Annotated in this window: 14 protein-coding genes; 9 read left to right on the top strand and 5 right to left on the bottom strand. The window is 69.8% G+C overall.

Translation table 11 applies throughout. The annotated features are described in order from the left end of the window. Nucleotides 1-51: 51 nt before the first annotated feature. The 3 genes from gltX to J7E94_RS06275 form a co-directional block, all read right to left on the bottom strand. A complete protein-coding gene (gene gltX, locus J7E94_RS06265) occupies nucleotides 52-1,527 on the bottom strand; it encodes a glutamate--tRNA ligase (RefSeq protein ID WP_215013048.1) in 1,476 nt (491 codons plus the stop codon). Continuing rightward, nucleotides 1,520-2,326, bottom strand: coding sequence for a fumarylacetoacetate hydrolase family protein (locus tag J7E94_RS06270; RefSeq protein WP_215013050.1), 807 nt, complete (start codon nucleotides 2,324-2,326; stop codon nucleotides 1,520-1,522). The genes gltX and J7E94_RS06270 overlap by 8 nt, the downstream gene beginning before the upstream one ends. Before the next feature lie 99 nt (nucleotides 2,327-2,425). Then, nucleotides 2,426-2,617 (bottom strand): hypothetical protein, encoded by a 192-nt coding sequence (locus J7E94_RS06275; RefSeq protein ID WP_215013052.1) that lies wholly within the window; start codon nucleotides 2,615-2,617, stop codon nucleotides 2,426-2,428. A 567-nt stretch (nucleotides 2,618-3,184) separates the two neighbouring features. On the opposite strand from J7E94_RS06275, the gene J7E94_RS06280 reads away from it, so the two are divergent. The 8 genes from J7E94_RS06280 to J7E94_RS06315 all read left to right on the top strand — a co-directional run bounded on the left by J7E94_RS06280 (nucleotide 3,185) and on the right by J7E94_RS06315 (nucleotide 13,533). After that, a complete protein-coding gene (locus J7E94_RS06280) occupies nucleotides 3,185-6,826 on the top strand; it encodes a nitrate- and nitrite sensing domain-containing protein (RefSeq protein WP_215013054.1) in 3,642 nt (1,213 codons plus the stop codon). Between the two features lie 9 nt (nucleotides 6,827-6,835). Continuing rightward, nucleotides 6,836-7,249 (top strand): roadblock/LC7 domain-containing protein, encoded by a 414-nt coding sequence (locus J7E94_RS06285; RefSeq protein WP_069922098.1) that lies wholly within the window; start codon nucleotides 6,836-6,838, stop codon nucleotides 7,247-7,249. A 149-nt stretch (nucleotides 7,250-7,398) separates the two neighbouring features. Next, a complete protein-coding gene (locus J7E94_RS06290) occupies nucleotides 7,399-7,791 on the top strand; it encodes a DUF742 domain-containing protein (protein WP_007266775.1) in 393 nt (130 codons plus the stop codon). After that, a complete protein-coding gene (locus J7E94_RS06295; protein WP_215013056.1) occupies nucleotides 7,772-8,353 on the top strand; it encodes an ATP/GTP-binding protein in 582 nt (193 codons plus the stop codon). Before J7E94_RS06290 ends, J7E94_RS06295 begins: the two co-directional genes overlap by 20 nt. 333 nt (nucleotides 8,354-8,686) lie before the next feature. Further along, complete coding sequence (locus J7E94_RS06300) at nucleotides 8,687-11,890, top strand: nitrate- and nitrite sensing domain-containing protein (RefSeq protein WP_215013058.1); 3,204 nt, start codon at nucleotides 8,687-8,689, stop codon at nucleotides 11,888-11,890. Between the two features lie 10 nt (nucleotides 11,891-11,900). Next, complete coding sequence (locus tag J7E94_RS06305; protein ID WP_030037347.1) at nucleotides 11,901-12,314, top strand: roadblock/LC7 domain-containing protein; 414 nt, start codon at nucleotides 11,901-11,903, stop codon at nucleotides 12,312-12,314. Nucleotides 12,315-12,407: 93 nt separating this feature from the next. Beyond that, a complete protein-coding gene (locus tag J7E94_RS06310) occupies nucleotides 12,408-12,965 on the top strand; it encodes a DUF742 domain-containing protein (RefSeq protein WP_215013060.1) in 558 nt (185 codons plus the stop codon). Continuing rightward, nucleotides 12,946-13,533 carry an ATP/GTP-binding protein gene (locus J7E94_RS06315; protein ID WP_073911148.1) on the top strand — a complete coding sequence of 196 codons (588 nt, stop codon included), beginning with the start codon at nucleotides 12,946-12,948 and terminating at the stop codon, nucleotides 13,531-13,533. The genes J7E94_RS06310 and J7E94_RS06315 overlap by 20 nt, the downstream gene beginning before the upstream one ends. Before the next feature lie 150 nt (nucleotides 13,534-13,683). Here J7E94_RS06315 and J7E94_RS06320 read toward each other — a convergent pair whose 3' ends face one another. Together J7E94_RS06320 and J7E94_RS06325 are read right to left on the bottom strand one after the other, a co-directional pair. After that, nucleotides 13,684-13,881, bottom strand: a complete 198-nt coding sequence (locus tag J7E94_RS06320; protein ID WP_215013062.1) for an acyl-CoA carboxylase epsilon subunit — start codon at nucleotides 13,879-13,881, stop codon at nucleotides 13,684-13,686. 15 nt (nucleotides 13,882-13,896) lie between these two features. Further along, nucleotides 13,897-15,480, bottom strand: coding sequence for an acyl-CoA carboxylase subunit beta (locus J7E94_RS06325; protein ID WP_215013063.1), 1,584 nt, complete (start codon nucleotides 15,478-15,480; stop codon nucleotides 13,897-13,899). Nucleotides 15,481-15,735: 255 nt separating this feature from the next. Here J7E94_RS06325 and J7E94_RS06330 point away from each other — a divergent pair, with 255 nt between their 5' ends. Beyond that, on the top strand, nucleotides 15,736-16,362 hold the full coding sequence (locus J7E94_RS06330; RefSeq protein WP_215013064.1) for a YceI family protein: 627 nt from the start codon (nucleotides 15,736-15,738) through the stop codon (nucleotides 16,360-16,362). Nucleotides 16,363-16,603: the final 241 nt, after the last annotated feature.

The raw sequence follows: 16,603 nt of genomic DNA on the forward strand, positions 1-16,603 counted from the left end.
GCGGCGGCCGGTGGGATCCGGCCGCCGCCCCCTGCGGGCGTACGGGGAAGGCTACGCGGCGAGCTTGGCCAGGGCCGCGTCGATGCGGGACAGCGAGCGCTCCTTGCCCAGGATCTGCAGGGACTCGAAGAGCGGCAGGCCGACGGTGCGGCCGGTGACGGCCACGCGGACCGGGGCCTGGGCCTTGCCGAGCTTGAGGCCGTGGGCCTCACCGGCGGTCAGGACGGCCTGCTTGAGGGACTCCGGGTCCGACCAGTCGGCCGACTCCAGGTGGGCGCGGGCCGTGGTCAGCAGGGCCGCGGGCTCGCCCTTCATGGCCTTGTCCCAGGACGCCTGGTCCTCGACGGGCTCCTTGCGGAACAGGAAGTCGACATTGGCCGTGATGTCCGACAGGACGGTGACCCGGGTCTGGGCGTACGGCGCGATGGCCGCCCAGGCGTCGGCGTCGAAGTCTTCCTGCTCCCAGTTGGCGTGCGGGCCCTGCAGCCACGGGGTGCAGGCGTCCGCGAAGGCCTTCGGGTCGAGGAGGCGGATGTGGTCGGCGTTGATCGCCTCGGCCTTCTTGAGGTCGAAGCGCGCCGGGTTGGCGTTCACGCCGTCGATGTCGAACTTCGCGACCATCTCCTCGATGGAGAAGACGTCCTGGTCCTTGGAGAAGGACCAGCCGAGGAGCGAGAGGTAGTTCAGCAGGCCCTCGGGGAGGAAGCCGCGCTCGCGGTACAGGTTGAGCGAGGACTCGGGGTCGCGCTTGGAGAGCTTCTTGTTGCCCTCGCCCATGACGTACGGCAGGTGGCCGAACTGCGGGACGCCCGTGGCGATGCCGAGTTCCATCAGGGCCTTGTACAGCGCGATCTGGCGCGGTGTCGAGGACAGCAGGTCCTCGCCGCGCAGTACGTGCGTGATCTGCATCAGCGCGTCGTCGACCGGGTTGACGAGGGTGTAGAGCGGGGCGCCGTTGGCCCGCAGGATGCCGAAGTCCGGCACGTTCTCCGGGGTGAAGGTCAGCTCGCCGCGGACCAGGTCGGTGAAGGTGATCGGCTCGTCGGGCATCCGGAAGCGGACGATCGCGGGGCGGTGCTCGCCCTGGTAGGCCTCCAGCTGCACCTGGGTCAGCTCGCGGCAGTGGCCGTCGTAGCCGGAGGGCTTGCCGGCCGCGCGGGCGGCGGCGCGGCGCGCGTCCAGCTCCTCGGTGGTGCAGTAGCAGTCGTACGCGTAGCCGCCGTCGCGCAGGCGCTGGGCGACGTCCGCGTAGATGTCCATGCGCTCGGACTGGCGGTACGGGGCGTGCGGGCCGCCCACCTCGGGACCCTCGTCCCAGGTGAAGCCGAGCCAGCGCAGCGAGTCGAGCAGCTGCTCGTACGACTCCTCGGAGTCGCGGGCCGCGTCGGTGTCCTCGATGCGGAAGACGAACGTACCGCCGTGGTGGCGGGCGAACGCCCAGTTGAAGAGGGCGGTCCGGACCAGGCCCACGTGGGGGTTGCCGGTCGGGGAGGGACAGAAACGTACGCGGACGTTCGCGTTAGCCACGCTTGATCACCTTGTTGGTGAGAGTGCCGATGCCTTCGATGGTGACGGCGACCTCGTCGCCGACGTTGAGGGGGCCGACTCCGGCCGGGGTCCCCGTGAGGATGACGTCGCCCGGGAGCAGCGTCATGGCCTCGGTGATGTGGACGATCAGGTCCTCGATGGAGCGGACCATGTCGCTGGTGCGGCCGAGCTGGCGCTGTTCGCCGTTGACCGTGCACTGGATGGCCAGGTCGCTCGGGTCCAGGTCGGTCTCGATCCAGGGGCCGAGGGGGCAGGCGCTGTCGAAGCCCTTGGCCCGGGCCCACTGCTTCTCGCGCTGCTGGACGTCGCGCGCGGTGACGTCGTTGGCGCAGGTGTAGCCGAGGATGACGTCCTTCACGCGTTCACGCGGGACCTCGCGGCACATGCGGCCGATGACCACGGCGAGTTCCGCCTCGTGGTGGAGGTCCTGGGAGAAGGAGGGGTACGTGATCGGGTCGCCCGGGCCGACCACCGAGGTGGAGGGCTTGAAGAAGGTGATCGGGGCGTCCGGACGGCCTTGATCGTCAAAAATGGCGTTTCCGAGCTCCGCCGCGTGCTCCGCGTAGTTGCGGCCGATGGCCACGACCTTGTTCGGGAGCACCGGCGGCAGCAGCCGGACCTTGCTCAGCGGAACCTTCGTGCCCGAGAGCTCGAAGTCCGCGAACGGGATGCCCTTGATGATGTCGAGGACGAGCTCCCCTTCGGCGCCGGGGGCGGCGTCACCCTCGACCGCGCCGAACGCGACATTACCGTCGATCGAGAACCTGGCGATGCGCACGTGTTGCGTCTGCCCCTCTTTGTGTTTCCGCTGGCTGGAGTCTGCGGTCTCCAGGCTAACGCGGCGGGCAGCGGCGCTTCGCGCTCTCGTGCGCGGCGACTACTGCGCGGCGGCGGCGACCGGCGCGTCCATCAGGATCGTGCGGCGCGGGTTCGCGGTCTGGGTCGGCAGCTCGACGGCGTGCTCCGGGACGGCCGGGGCCGCCTGCAGCTCCTCGGCGTCCTTGAGGTGCGCGAGGGTGGTGCGGCGGGGGTTGGCTATGTTGCGGAACATCGGCGACGTCGTCTTCATCGGAGTTTCGGGCCCTCACATCGGAGCGGATGGGTCTCGGTCGGTGCATGCGCCAACCCTTGAAGAGGCAAGGCTAAACATCTGAATCCCCCGCCGAACCAGGAAGTAATGGCCAGGGCTATGTGAGTTTGCTCACCCACGACCCGGCATTACCGGCATAATGGACAGTCAATTCTGCCCGATAAAACGGACATTGCGCCACTGAATAAGCCATTCCGCTGCTGATCATCTCGACTGGGACACCTTGACAGCCGTTGGGTTTGGATGGCGTAAGTCCGCTTTACCCCGGTATTCGTCCCACATCGCGTAGCGCGCCTGTCACAAGCCGTCACGGACTCTCCGGGCCGGCGCTCGCACCTTGTTGGAGATCCTGCACTGTGCTGGAATTCGCGGGACCGCCGCGGGAACAGCCGGCGCGCAGGTGGCGCGAGACAGCGCCGAGAGCGGCGGCAAGGAGAGGGAGACGCGCCGGTCACCGACGACCACCATGGGGCCGTTAGTGCCCCACGACTCGACACCGTCCCACCGGCCACCGGCGGGACGCCTGGTCCAGAGGTTGCGACGCTAGTGCAGGGACGATTCAAGAGGGACAGCGCTGCGGCGGAGCAGGAGCCGCGCGGCGGGACCGACCGTGGCTCCTCGCCCCAGCACGCCCAGAACCGAGGGCCGGCTGTCGAGGGCGCGGGCCCCGACTCCTCCGCCACGGTGAAGGCGAAGGGCCGAGGCAAGTCCGCCAAGGCCAAGGCCAAGCCCCACGCCGGGTCGGTCGAGCAGGACGTGGCCATACCCAAGGCCCCCAGTGGGCCCGGTTCCCGCCTCGCCATGCAGAACTGGCGCATCAGCACGCGCCTGGTGTCGCTGCTGACCCTGCCGGTCGTCGCCGCCACCACCCTCGGTGGCTTCCGTATCAACGACTCGCTCAACGACATCGCCCAGCTGGAGCACATGCAGCTGCTGACGACGATGACCCGGCAGGCCACCACGCTGGCCGCCGCGCTCCAGGAGGAGCGCGACAAGTCCGCGGGTCCGCTGTCCGCCGCCGCGGCCGCCAAGACGCTGAACCCGCAGAACAGCACCGTCGACGGCGTCCGCGAGACGACCGACTCCGCCGCCAAGGCCTTCGCCGCCGCGACCAACAAGGTCGACAACACGCAGGACAAGGACGAGACGCTCAAGTCGATCCGCAGCAACATCCTGCAGATCGGCCGCCAGCTCACCAACCTCGAGGAAATCCGCAAGAAGGCGTACGCGAACGGCGCCCAGCAGACCGTCACCGAGTACAACTCCCTGATCGTCTCGCTGCTCTCGCTCTCCGCGGACATGGCCCAGGCCACCTCCAACCCGGAGATGATCAAGCGGACGCGCGCCCTGGCGGCCTTCTCCGCCTCCAAGGAGTACGCCTCCGTCCAGCGCGCGATCATCGCCGCCTCGCTCCCCGACAGCGCCGAGAAGCCGGGCGCTCTCAAGGAGAACGACCGGCTCTACGCCCTCTCCGCCCTCAAGGGCGAGCAGCAGTCGAAGCAGATCTTCCAACTCGTCTACCAGGGCCACGCCGAGGAGCTCCTCGCCTCGCTCGGCGACGGCAACCCGGAGATCGGCCGCGCCGACCACTACGCACGCCGCGTGCTGGCCACCGACGGGCAGTTCGCCAAGGAGACGGCGTACCGGTCCTGGATGGACTGGTACGACGCCGACGACACCAAGCTCCAAGAGATGAAGAAGATCGAGCTGAGCCTCCTCCAGGAAATGGAGTCGAAGGCCCGCGAGCTCAAGAGCGAGTCGCAGCAGGACGCCATCATCAACGGTGCCCTGATCCTCCTCGTCCTCGGTGTCTCCCTCGTCGGTGCCTTCGTCATGGCCCGCTCGATGATCCGCTCGCTGCGCCGCCTCCAGGACACCGCGACGCGCGTGGCCCAGGACCGGCTGCCCGAGCTCGTCAAGCAGCTGTCCGAGTCCGACCCGCAGGACGTGGACACGTCCGTGGAGTCCGTCGGCCTGCACACCCGCGACGAGATCGGCCAGGTGGCCGCGGCCTTCGACGACGTGCACCGCGAGGCCGTCCGCCTCGCCGCCGAGCAGGCCCTCCTGCGGGGCAACGTCAACGCGATGTTCACCAACCTCTCGCGCCGCTCCCAGGGTCTGATCCAGCGCCAGCTCTCGCTCATCTCCGAGCTGGAGTCGCGCGAGGCCGACCCGGACCAGCTGTCCTCGCTCTTCAAGCTCGACCACCTCGCGACCCGCATGCGCCGCAACGGCGAAAACCTCCTCGTCCTCGCGGGCGAGGAGCCGGGCCGCCGGTGGACCCGCCCCGTCCCGCTCGTCGACGTGCTCCGCGCCGCCGCGTCCGAGGTGGAGCAGTACGAGCGCGTCGAGCTGGCCTCGGTGCCGGGCACCGATGTCGCCGGCCGCGTCGTCAACGACCTCGTGCACGTGCTCGCCGAGCTGCTGGAGAACGCCACCTCGTTCTCCTCCCCGCAGACCAAGGTCAAGGTCACCGGTCACGCGCTGCCCGACGGGCGCGTGCTCGTCGAGATCCACGACACCGGTATCGGCCTCTCCCCCGAGGACCTCGCCGCGATCAACGAGCGGCTCGCTGCGCCGCCGACCGTGGACGTCTCCGTCTCCCGCCGCATGGGCCTGTTCGTGGTCGGCCGCCTGTCCCTGCGACACGGCATCCGCATCCAGCTGCGCCCCTCCGACTCGGGCGGTACGACGGCCCTCGTCATGCTGCCGGTGGACGTCGCCCAGGGCGGCAAGAAGCCCGCTCCGATGCCGGGCGCCTCCGGCGGTCCGCAGGGCGGCCCCGGTGGCGCTCCGGGCAACGGCGGTCCCGGCGGCAAGCAGGCTTCCGTTCCCGGTCCGGGCGCACGTCCGCCCGTGGGCGCGGCCCCGCAGCGCGGCCAGGTCGCCGGCGGCGGGCAGCGTGCCGCCCTGCCGGGCCGCGACGGTTCCGGTGCGGGTGCCGGTGCCGGTGCCGGGCAGCGTCCGCAGGGCCCGCAGAATCCGCAGGGCCCGCAGGGTGGCCGCCCGCAGCAGGGCGGTCCGGGTGCTCCCGCCTCCCGTCCGCAGCCGGGTCCGACAACCGCGGGCCAGGGCCAGGGCGCCTTCGGCGCCGGTGCTCCGCTGGCGGCCCGCGGGCCGCAGGCCCGTCCGGTGCCCGCGCCGTCCGCTTCCGGGCAGGGCGGCTTCCCGCAGGGCAACGGCTTCGAGCGTCCCCAGCAGCCCCCGCAGGTTTCGCAGCCCACGCAGCAGCAGCCGCCGGCCGCCCCCGCGGCCCCGGCTCCGCGCGGCTCCCGGCCGCAGCTGCCGCCGCGCGGTGGCGCCCCGCGTCCGGAGCTTCCGGGACCGCAGACCACCAGCTGGGGCGCCGACCAGGCCCGCGGCCACGACGAGCTCTCGGGCCCCGGCTCGACGGCCGAGTTCGCCCGCCCGGACTTCAACGCCCCGATGCCCCAGGCGGACGGCGGCAACAGCACGACCGGACAGTTCGAGCGTCCGGACGTACGGGGTCCCCTGGACCCGTCCGCCACCGGCCAGTTCGAGCGCCCGGCCGGCTACCAGCCGACCGGTCAGCCCCAGCGGCCCGGCGGCCCCGGTGTCGGCGGCTTCGACCGCCAGCCGCAGCCCCAGGCCCCGCAGCAGATCCCGCAGGCCCAGCAGTCGGGCGGCTACGCCCTGCCCGCGGCACCCGGCGCCGGCGACGCCCGCAGCCCGATCTTCGACACCCTGGAGTCGAACTGGTTCCGCGAGGAGGGGCAGCAGCCCCCCGCGCCGGCACCGTCCGTACCCCAGCAGCCGCAGCAGTCCGCCCCGACGGCTCCCGCTCCGCAGCAGCACCTGCCGCAGCGCGGCCAGGAACACGCGGCCGAGCCCGCCGCCGCGGCGACCGGCGCCATGCCGACCGTCAGCTGGCGGTCCTCGCCGAACGACGAGCTGATGCGGCAGGCCGAGCGCGTGCGCCAGCCCGCCGCCGGCGGCATCACGACCTCGGGCCTGCCCCGGCGGGTCCCGCGGGCCAACCTCGTGGCCGGCACCGCGCAGCAGCAGGCCGACGCGCAGCCCGGCCCCCAGGTCTCGCGGGCGCCGGACGACGTCCGCGGCCGTCTGACCAACCTCCGACGCGGTATCCAGCAGGGTCGTCAGGCCGGGAACAGCGGCCCGGCGACCGGCAGTTACCACATCGACCCCACTTACCAGCAGGAGCGATAGTTGAGTTCGATGAGCCAGGCGGCACAGAACCTGAACTGGTTGATCACCAACTTCGTGGACAACACCCCAGGGGTGTCCCACACGGTGGTGGTCTCCGCCGACGGACTCCTTCTGGCGATGTCCGAAGGTTTCCCCCGCGACCGCGCGGACCAGCTGGCGGCCGTGGCCTCCGGTCTGACCTCGCTGACCGCCGGAGCCTCCCGCATCTTCGAGGGCGGCGCCGTCAACCAGACCGTGGTCGAGATGGACCGGGGCTTCCTTTTCCTCATGTCCGTCTCCGACGGGTCCTCGCTGGCCGTACTGGCGCACCCCGAGTGCGACATCGGCCTCGTGGGCTACGAGATGGCCCTCCTCGTGGACCGTGCCGGCAGCGTCCTCACCCCGGACCTGCGCGCGGAACTCCAGGGAAGCCTGCTCACCTGACTTTCCCCCTCCCGGCCGGCCGGTACTGCCGGCCGGGAGACCGGGGCCCACCCCGGAGCCCAGTACCCCCGACAGGCCGTCATACCGTCCCCCCACCGGCCGCCCTGTCAGACGGCACGCTGACCACTGCTGTCCCGCCCGGAGGATCAATGACCCCGCCCCCCGCCTATCCCGATGCGTACGGAGATTCGTACTCGGAAGGCGACCAGCCGCTGGTGCGTCCGTACGCGATGACCGGCGGCCGGACCCGACCGCGCTACCAGCTCGCCATCGAGGCCCTGGTCAGCACCACGGCCGATCCGATGCACCTTTCCGGCCTGCTCCCGGAGCACCAGCGCATCTGCACCTTGTGCCGTGAGGTCAAGTCGGTCGCGGAGGTCTCCGCACTGCTGTCGATGCCGCTCGGTGTCGCCCGGATCCTCGTCGCCGACCTGGCCGAGGCCGGAATGGTGGCCATCCACCAGCCGGGCAATGGAGAGGCCGGCGGCACGCCGGACGTCACGCTGCTCGAAAGGGTGCTCAGTGGACTTCGCAAGCTCTAACGGAGGAGCGACTCGCTCCACCACCTCCGCGAAGATCGTGGTGGCGGGCGGCTTCGGCGTGGGCAAGACCACGTTCGTCGGAGCCGTGTCCGAGATCGACCCGCTGCGCACCGAAGCCGTCATGACCAGCGCCTCCGCCGGAATCGACGACCTCACGCACACCGGTGACAAGACGACCACCACGGTCGCGATGGACTTCGGCCGCATCACCCTGGACCAGGACCTGATCCTGTACCTCTTCGGTACCCCGGGCCAGGACCGCTTCTGGTTCATGTGGGACGACCTGGTCCGCGGAGCCATCGGCGCGATCGTGCTGGTCGACACGCGCCGGCTGGCCGACTGCTTCCCGGCCGTCGACTACTTCGAAAACAGCGGCCTGCCCTTCGTCGTGGCTCTCAACGGTTTCGAGGGGTACCAGCCGTACACCCCGGAGGAAGTCCGCGAGGCCCTGCAGATCGGCCCGGACGCCCCCATCATCACCACGGACGCCCGCCACCGCACGGACGCCAAGAGTGCGCTCATCACGCTCGTCGAGCACGCTCTCATGGCCCGACTCAAGTAACACGACTCGGGTGACGCGGCTCAAGTGGCACCACCCTAGTAACACCGGTTCTTCACAATGTGAGTGGGCGGGCTGTGTCATAGGACACGGCCCGCCCTGCTCGTTCATAACGTTTCGACAGAGAATTGAAGGAAGTTGGCCACAGGGTGCGTTTGCCCGGTACCGCTGCGCTCACAACCGGCCCCGTTTTTGCCGCCGCTCGCTCTTTATGTCCGATTTATGTGGGGCATAAGGCTCTGGGAAGGGCCGATTTCAACTGTTTGGAACACGGCCGTTAACCATGCTGGAATTCAACGAACTAGCTAGTAGCACCGCCGGAAGGTTGTTGGTCGAGTGAGGCGAAGCAACGCAAGCCCCGCGGATGAACCCGCGCGCGGCAACTTCACCCCGCCGCCGCGAGCGGCCGCGTCGCCCGTCGACGTGCCCGTGGAACCGCCCGCGAGCAGAGGGAGCACCAGCAGGTTCGCCCCCCGCAACTGGCGCGTGCCGACGCGTCTGAACGCCATCCTGCTCGTGCCGGCCCTCGTCGGGCTGGTCATGGGCGGCTTCCAGGTGAAGGGCTCCATCGACACCTGGAACGAGGCCAAGGACGCCGAGAAGATAGCCAGGGTCGTCCAGGCGGCCTCCGAATACAGCCATGCACTCCTCAACGAGCGCGACCTCAGCGCCGAGCCGCTGCTGAGCGGCCAGCCCAACAGCGAGGTCGTCGCCAAGGTCCGCGGGAACACCGACGACGCCAAGGGGAAGTTCGACAAGGCCGTCGAGGACCTCCCGAAGAACCAGGGCATGGAGCGGCGTCTGGAGCTCTTCCGCACGGAGGAGCCCAAGCTCAAGGAGGTACGCGAGAAGGCGTACCTGGCCGCGGCCGAAAGCCCGAAGAAGAACCCCCCCACCTCGTTCGGCCCCATCCCGACCGAAGAGGGCTATGTGCTGGTCCAGCACTACCTCATGCAGTTCGCGAACGAGCTGGGCCTCGGCACCGGAAACGTCACCTCCTACGGCCGCATGGTCTACGCGGTCCAGCTGGCCAAGGCGGCGAACTCGCTCCAGCGCTCCGTCGGCACCCACCTGCTGGTCCGCCCGAGCACCGACGAGAACGTCCGCAAGGCGCAGCTCGTCGCCTTCTCCTCGTACGCCTACCTCGAGGAAATCGCCATCGGCGAGTACGTCGCGGCGGGCACCGAGGAGGACGTGAACCACCTCAAGCAGGTCATGCAGAGGAAGTCCGACGAGGGAGCGGCCAAGCTCGCCGAGGCCAAGCACCAGGCCGAGCAGGCGGGCGCCCGCTTCGTGCCCCCGCCCGTGGGGGCCAACAAGTCGGTGCTGACCGGTATGACCGAGGCGATAGCCAGCGGCGAGAACAAGACCAAGCTGGCCGCCGGCGGCACCACGCCCATGGCCTGGCAGGCCGCCGCCACGGCGAAGTTCGACGCCTACGACGAGATCGAGAAGGACCTCCTCGACAAGGCCGTCAAGGACGCCGTCGCGGTCTCCGACGAGGCCCGCACCGACGCCATCACCAACGGCGCCATCGTGGTCGTCTCCCTGCTCGCCGCCTTCATCCTCGCGGGTATGATGGCCCGCCAGATGGGCCGCGCGATGCGCCGCCTGCGCGGTGCCGCCTTCGACATCGCCGAGCAGCGCCTGCCGATGCTCGTCGACCAGCTCTCGCGCACCGACCCGGGCAAGGTGGACACCCGCGTCTACCCGATCCCGATCGACTCACTGGACGAGATCGGCGAGGTCGCCCGCGCCTTCGACCAGGTCCACCGGGAAGCGGTCCGGCTCGCCGCCGAGCAGGCGCTCCTGCGAGGGAACGTCAACGCGATCTTCACGAACCTCTCGATGCGCAACCAGTCGCTGATCGAGGGCCAGCTGACCCTCATCACCGACCTGGAGAACAACGAGGCGGACCCGGACCAGCTGGAGAACCTCTTCCGCCTGGACCACCTGGCCACCCGTATGCGCCGCAACGGCGAGAACCTCCTCATCCTCGCGGGTGAGAACCCGGGCCGCCGCTGGGACCAGCCGGTCCCCCTCGTCGACGTCCTGCGCGCCGCCTCCTCCGAGGTGGAGCAGTACGAGCGCATCGAGCTGTCGGGCGTCTCCGACGCCGAGATCCACGGCCAGGCCGTGACCGACCTCGTGCACCTGCTCGCCGAGCTGCTGGAGAACGCCACCACGTTCTCCTCCCCGCAGACCAAGGTCCGCGTCAACGCCACGCGTCTGCCCGACGGCCGCGTGATGGTCGAGATCCACGACAAGGGCATCGGTCTCACCGCCGAGGACTTCGCGGACATCAACCACAAGCTCGCCAACCCGCCGACCGTGGACGCCGCGATCTCGCAGCGCATGGGTCTGTTCGTGGTCGGCCGGCTGGCGGACCGCCACAGCATCCGCGTCCAGCTGCGCCCCTCGGGCGAGGCGGCCGGCACGACCTCGCTGGTCATGCTCCCCGACGCCATCACCCACGGTGGCGGTGGCGAGGGCATTCCGGACGACGACTTCACCGTCTCCTCGATCATCCCGGAGCAGAAGGCCCAGCAGGCCGCGCCGCTGCGCACGGCCGCCGAGCTCGGCTTCGACGACTCCCGCTACGACCAGCAGGGCGGCGACCCCCGCGACCTCGACCCGGTCGGGCGGTCCCTCGTACGCGAGGAACGGCGTGCCGCGCTCGAGGCACAGGCCGGCTACCCGCAGGATCAGCAGCAGTACGCGGACCAGGCTGACCAGCACTATCCGGAACCTCAGCCTGAGCACGGGTACCAGCCGTACCAGGGCTACGAGCAGCAGCCCGAGCAGGGCTACGACACCTCGTACGAGGCACAGCAGGCTCAGCAGGCTCAGCAGGGCTACGACGCGTACCCGCAGCAGGGTTACTCCTATCCGGAAGCCGGGTACGAGGAACAGCAGCAGGACGCCCGGTCCTACGACGGTGGCTACGAAGCCCAGTCGGAGCAGGCAGACTGGCCCCAGCAGAACACCTACCCGGCGGCCCACCAGCAGGGTTACGGGACCGAATCGGAACCCCCTGCCGGTCCCGAACGGGCCCCGGACCGCGTAGGCTTCGACCGTCCGGGCGCCGCTGCCGACACCGGTCACGAGGTGACCGGAGCGGGCCTGCCGCGCCGCGGCAGCCAGCAGCAGTGGCAGCCGGCACAGCAGGAAGCGGAGTCCAAGGGATCCCTCTTCGAGCAGCGGCCGCAGCGTCAGCAGCAGCCCGCGGCCCCGGAGCGGGCCCCGGAGGAGAAGGAAACCGGCACGGCCTGGCGTTCGGGCAACGACGAGCGCTGGCAGCAGGCCGCCAAACTCCGTGAGCCGAAGGCGGGCGGGGTCACCCCGTCCGGTCTCCCTCGGCGGGTGCCCAAGGCCAACCTGGTCGAGGGTGCTGCGGAGACGACCCCGCAGGGCGGCCCCCAGGTCTCCCGCGCCCCGGAGGACGTCCGCGGCAGGTTGAGCAATCTGCGGCGCGGTGTCCAGCAGGGACGCAGCGCGGGTTCCGAGCAGTCAAGTAACAGCTATGACCAGGAGCGTTAGTGTGAGCCCGATGAGCCAGGCGGCACAGAACCTGAACTGGTTGATCACCAACTTCGTGGACAACACCCCTGGGGTGTCCCACACGGTGGTGGTCTCCGCCGACGGCCTTCTTCTGGCGATGTCCGACGGATTCCCGCGTGACCGCGCCGATCAGCTGGCGGCCGTGGCCTCCGGTCTGACCTCGCTGACCGCCGGAGCCTCCCGCATCTTCGAGGGTGGCGCCGTCAATCAGACCGTGGTCGAGATGGACCGGGGGTTCCTTTTCCTCATGTCCGTCTCGGACGGATCTTCCCTCGCGGTGCTCGCGCACCCCGAGTGCGACATCGGCCTCGTGGGCTACGAGATGGCTCTTCTGGTGGATCGCGCGGGCAGTGTCCTCACCCCGGACCTGCGCGCCGAGCTGCAGGGCAGTCTTCTCAACTAGCAGACAGGCAGTGCGTTTCGCGTCATCGCACCATAGGGTGCGGTGGCGCGGTTCCACAGGGAGTACTGCGTTCTTGGAGTCGGAGGAGGAAACGTGACAACACCCGGAGGTCATCCTTATGGCGGCGCTCAGCAGCCGCAGGGTGGGCACGACCAGAACCGCTTCAACTTCCCTTCCTCTCCCAGCCGGCCCGTGCCGGAGCACAACCCGTACCAGCAGCAGCCGTACGGACAGCCCCAGCCGCCTCAGCAGCCCCAGATGCCTCCGCAGCAGCCTCCGCGCGCCACGCGGCAGCCGGCTCCGAAGGCCCACAACCCGCTGGTGCGCCCGTACGCGATGACCGGCGGCCGTACCCGGCCGCGCTACCAGCTCGCCATCGAGGCGCTGGTCAGTACCACGGCGGATCCCGCGCGCCTGCAAGGGCAGTTGCCCGAGCACCAGCGCATCTGCCGCCTGTGCCAGGAGATCAAATCCGTCGCGGAGATCTCGGCACTTCTCTCCATTCCTCTTGGTGTCGCCCGCATCCTCGTCGCCGACCTGGCGGAGGCGGGCCTTGTCGCCATTCACCAGCCCGGCGGCGACGAGTCTGCCGGCGGCCAGCCAGATGTGACACTGCTCGAAAGGGTGCTCAGTGGACTTCGCAAGCTCTAACGGCGGAGCGGCTCCCGCTCGCTCCACCACCTCCGCGAAGATCGTGGTGGCGGGCGGCTTCGGCGTGGGCAAGACCACGTTCGTCGGCGCGGTCTCCGAGATCAACCCGCTGCGCACCGAAGCCGTCATGACCAGCGCCTCCGCCGGAATCGACGACCTCACGCACACCGGTGACAAGACGACCACCACCGTCGCCATGGACTTCGGCCGCATCACCCTGGACCAGGACCTGATCCTGTACCTCTTCGGTACCCCGGGACAGGACCGCTTCTGGTTCATGTGGGACGACCTGGTCCGCGGAGCCATCGGCGCCGTCGTCCTGGTGGACACGCGCCGCCTCGCCGACTGCTTCCCCGCCGTCGACTACTTCGAGAACAGCGGCCTGCCCTTCGTCATCGCCCTCAACGGCTTCGACGGACACCAGCCGTACACCCCGGAGGAAGTCCGCGAGGCCCTGCAGATCGGCCCGGACGCCCCCATCATCACCACCGACGCCCGCCACCGCGCGGACGCCAAGAGCGCGCTCATCACGCTCGTCGAGCACGCCCTCATGGCGCGCCTGCGGTAGGTCCGGCGCCCCGCGGCATCGCAGCATCCGAAAGGCCCCCGTGTCGTCGACACGGGGGCCTTCGCGCGTGTACGGGTACGCGCTCGCGGCGCGACAAGCGGAAGGCCCCGCACCCTGGACCGGGTGCGGGGCCTTCCGGGGCTGTGGGAATCAGCCCTGCCAGCTGTGCGGGGCGCGGAAGCCCGGGGTGCGCTCCAGGCGGCGCCAGCCGGCCTGGGAGCGGATGGTGGGGGCCGAGGTGTCCGCGGGGGCCGCGGCGGCACGGGCGAGGAGGATCGCGGCGATCGCGGCCAGTTCCTCGGGGGCGGCATTGCCCTTCTCGACGCGCAGAAGAGTGTCGGTGCTCATCGGTGGCTTGTCTCCTTACTGCGGCGGGTTGCCGTGCTTGCGGGACGGCAGGTCGGCGTGCTTGTTGCGGAGCATCGCGAGTGCGGCCACGAGGGTCTCGCGGGTCTCGGCGGGGTCGATGACGTCGTCCACGAGACCGCGCTCGGCGGCGTAGTACGGGTGCATCAGCTCGGCCTTGTACTCCTTGACCATGCGGGTCCGCATGGCTTCGGGGTCCTCGGCATCCGCGATCTGCTTGCGGAAGATCACGTTGGCGGCGCCCTCGGCGCCCATCACCGCGATCTCGTTGGTCGGCCAGGCATAGGTCAGGTCGGCGCCGATGGACTGCGAGTCCATGACGATGTACGCGCCGCCGTACGCCTTGCGCAGGATCAGGCTGATCCGGGGCACGGTGGCGTTGCAGTAGGCGTAGAGCAGCTTGGCGCCGTGGCGGATGATCCCGCCGTGCTCCTGGTCCACGCCCGGCAGGAAGCCCGGCACGTCCAGGAGGGTGATGATCGGGATGTTGAAGGCGTCGCACAGCTGCACGAACCGTGCGGCCTTCTCCGAGGCGTGGATGTCCAGGACGCCGGCGAGGTGGCCGGGCTGGTTGGCGACGATGCCCACGACCTGGCCGTCCATCCGCGCCAGCGCGCAGATGATGTTGCGGGCCCAGCGCTCGTGGATCTCCAGCACGTCGCCCTCGTCGACGAGTTCCTCGATCACCTTGAGCATGTCGTAGGGGCGGTTGCCGTCGGCCGGCACCAGGTCCAGCAGCACATCGCTGCGGCGGTCGGCCGGGTCGGCGGTCTCGTGGACCGGGGGGTTCTCCCGGTTGTTGGACGGCAGCATCGAGATCAGGTAGCGGACCTCGGAGATGCACGTCTCCTCGTCGTCGTACGCGAAGTGCGCCACACCCGAGGTCTCGGCGTGCACGTCCGCGCCGCCCAGCCCGTTCTGGGTGATCTCCTCGCCCGTCACCGCACGGACCACGTCCGGGCCCGTGATGAACATCTGCGAGGTCTCCCGCACCATGAACACGAAGTCCGTCAGTGCCGGGGAGTAGGCCGCGCCGCCCGCACACGGGCCGAGCATCACGCTGATCTGCGGGATGACACCCGAGGCCTTCGTGTTGCGCTGGAAGATCCCGCCGTAGCCGGCCAGCGCCGAGACGCCCTCCTGGATACGCGCGCCCGCACCGTCGTTGAGGGAGACCAGCGGCGCACCCGCCGCGATCGCCATGTCCATGATCTTGTGGATCTTCGTCGCGTGGGCCTCGCCCAGCGCACCGCCGAAGATCCGGAAATCGTGCGCGTAGACGAAGACCGTCCGGCCCTCGACCGTGCCCCACCCGGTGATCACACCATCCGTGTAGGGCTTCTTCGCCTCCAGGCCGAACCCCGACGCCCGGTGCCGGCGCAGCTGCTCGACCTCCTTGAACGAACCCTCGTCCAGGAGCAGCGCGATCCGCTCACGCGCGGTCAGCTTGCCCTTCGCATGCTGCGCCTCGGTCGCACGGTCACTCGGCCCGCGCCGCGCCTGCTCGCGCAGGGACTGCAACTCGGCCACGCGCCCGCGGGCGTCCGTGGGCTCGCTCGGGGTCTGGTCCACAACGGTCATGTACCGACCTTACGAAGAGCGCGATGAAAAACCTCCGTTCATTCCGCACAGTCTCGGGTGTCATCAGCTGTCCGGCCCGCACAGTGCGGCCGCGGGATGCACGGACTCCGCCATACGGGGCCTTCTTCCTTTGTGGGCCTCTCACAAATCGGCGGGACACCCTGCCTAGTAGTTGAAATTTGAACGGAATGGGTCTAGCGTCGTACTCGTTGAAGTCGTTGAAGATTCAACAGAACTGCTACCGAGGAGCAAGCCATGGGCATCTTCACCCGCCGCAGCCAGACCGCACCCGTCCAGGGGGGCACCACCGGCCCCGTCGCCACGCTCGAAGTGGACCCGGCCCTCGCCGCCCTCACCGGCGACTACGTCATCGACGCCGCTCACAGCAGCATCGGCTTCACCGTCCGCCACGCCATGGTCACCAACGTCCGCGGCAGCTTCGCCGAGCACGAGGGCGCCCTGCACCTGGACGGCGCCGATCCCTCCCGTTCCACCGCCTCCATCGACGTGAAGATCGCCTCCGTCGACACCGGTATCGCCGACCGCGACGGCCACCTGCGCAGCGCGGACTTCTTCGACGCCGAGGCCTTCCCGCTGATGACCTTCCGCTCCACCGAGGCGAGCCGACTCGGCGGGGACACGTACCGCATCACCGGCGAGCTGACGATCAAGGACGTCACGCGCCCGCTCTCCATCGACCTGGAGTTCAACGGCTCCGCCACCGACGTCTACGGCAGCGAGCGCGTGGGCTTCGAGGGCTCGGCCGAGATCCTGCGCTCCGACTGGGGCCTGACCTGGAACGCCGCTCTGGAAGCCGGCGGTGTGATGGTGAGCGACAAGGTGAAGCTGACCTTCGACATCTCCGCCGTGAAGCAGGCCTGACGGAGCGCTCGGCCCGGATGACCGGGGGCGGCTAGTGCTGTGGCCGGAAAGGTTCACCGGGTCGCGACGCCCGGCACGGCACCTCGCCGCGTTGTCGGACCGCGCAAGTACGTCCAGTACGAGCCGCGGCCCTCCGCCTTGCGATGCACCGCACCGGACGCCGCGCCCCGGCAAACCTCTCCGGCCACAGCACTAGGGTCTGTGTGATGTCGTGATCATTCGGCTGCTCGCAGGAGATCTT

It is taken from the genome of Streptomyces sp. ISL-94 (genome assembly GCF_018614075.1).
In the GTDB taxonomy this organism is placed as follows: domain Bacteria; phylum Actinomycetota; class Actinomycetes; order Streptomycetales; family Streptomycetaceae; genus Streptomyces.

Coding starts and splice junctions, on each gene's coding strand:
- J7E94_RS06275 (WP_215013052.1), bottom strand. CDS start 2,617: ATGAAGACGACGTCGCCGATGTTCCGCAACATAGCCAACCCCCGCCGC.
- J7E94_RS06285 (WP_069922098.1), top strand. CDS start 6,836: ATGAGCCAGGCGGCACAGAACCTGAACTGGTTGATCACCAACTTCGTG.
- J7E94_RS06290 (WP_007266775.1), top strand. CDS start 7,399: ATGACCCCGCCCCCCGCCTATCCCGATGCGTACGGAGATTCGTACTCG.
- J7E94_RS06305 (WP_030037347.1), top strand. CDS start 11,901: ATGAGCCAGGCGGCACAGAACCTGAACTGGTTGATCACCAACTTCGTG.
- J7E94_RS06320 (WP_215013062.1), bottom strand. CDS start 13,881: ATGAGCACCGACACTCTTCTGCGCGTCGAGAAGGGCAATGCCGCCCCC.
- J7E94_RS06325 (WP_215013063.1), bottom strand. CDS start 15,480: ATGACCGTTGTGGACCAGACCCCGAGCGAGCCCACGGACGCCCGCGGG.
- J7E94_RS06330 (WP_215013064.1), top strand. CDS start 15,736: ATGGGCATCTTCACCCGCCGCAGCCAGACCGCACCCGTCCAGGGGGGC.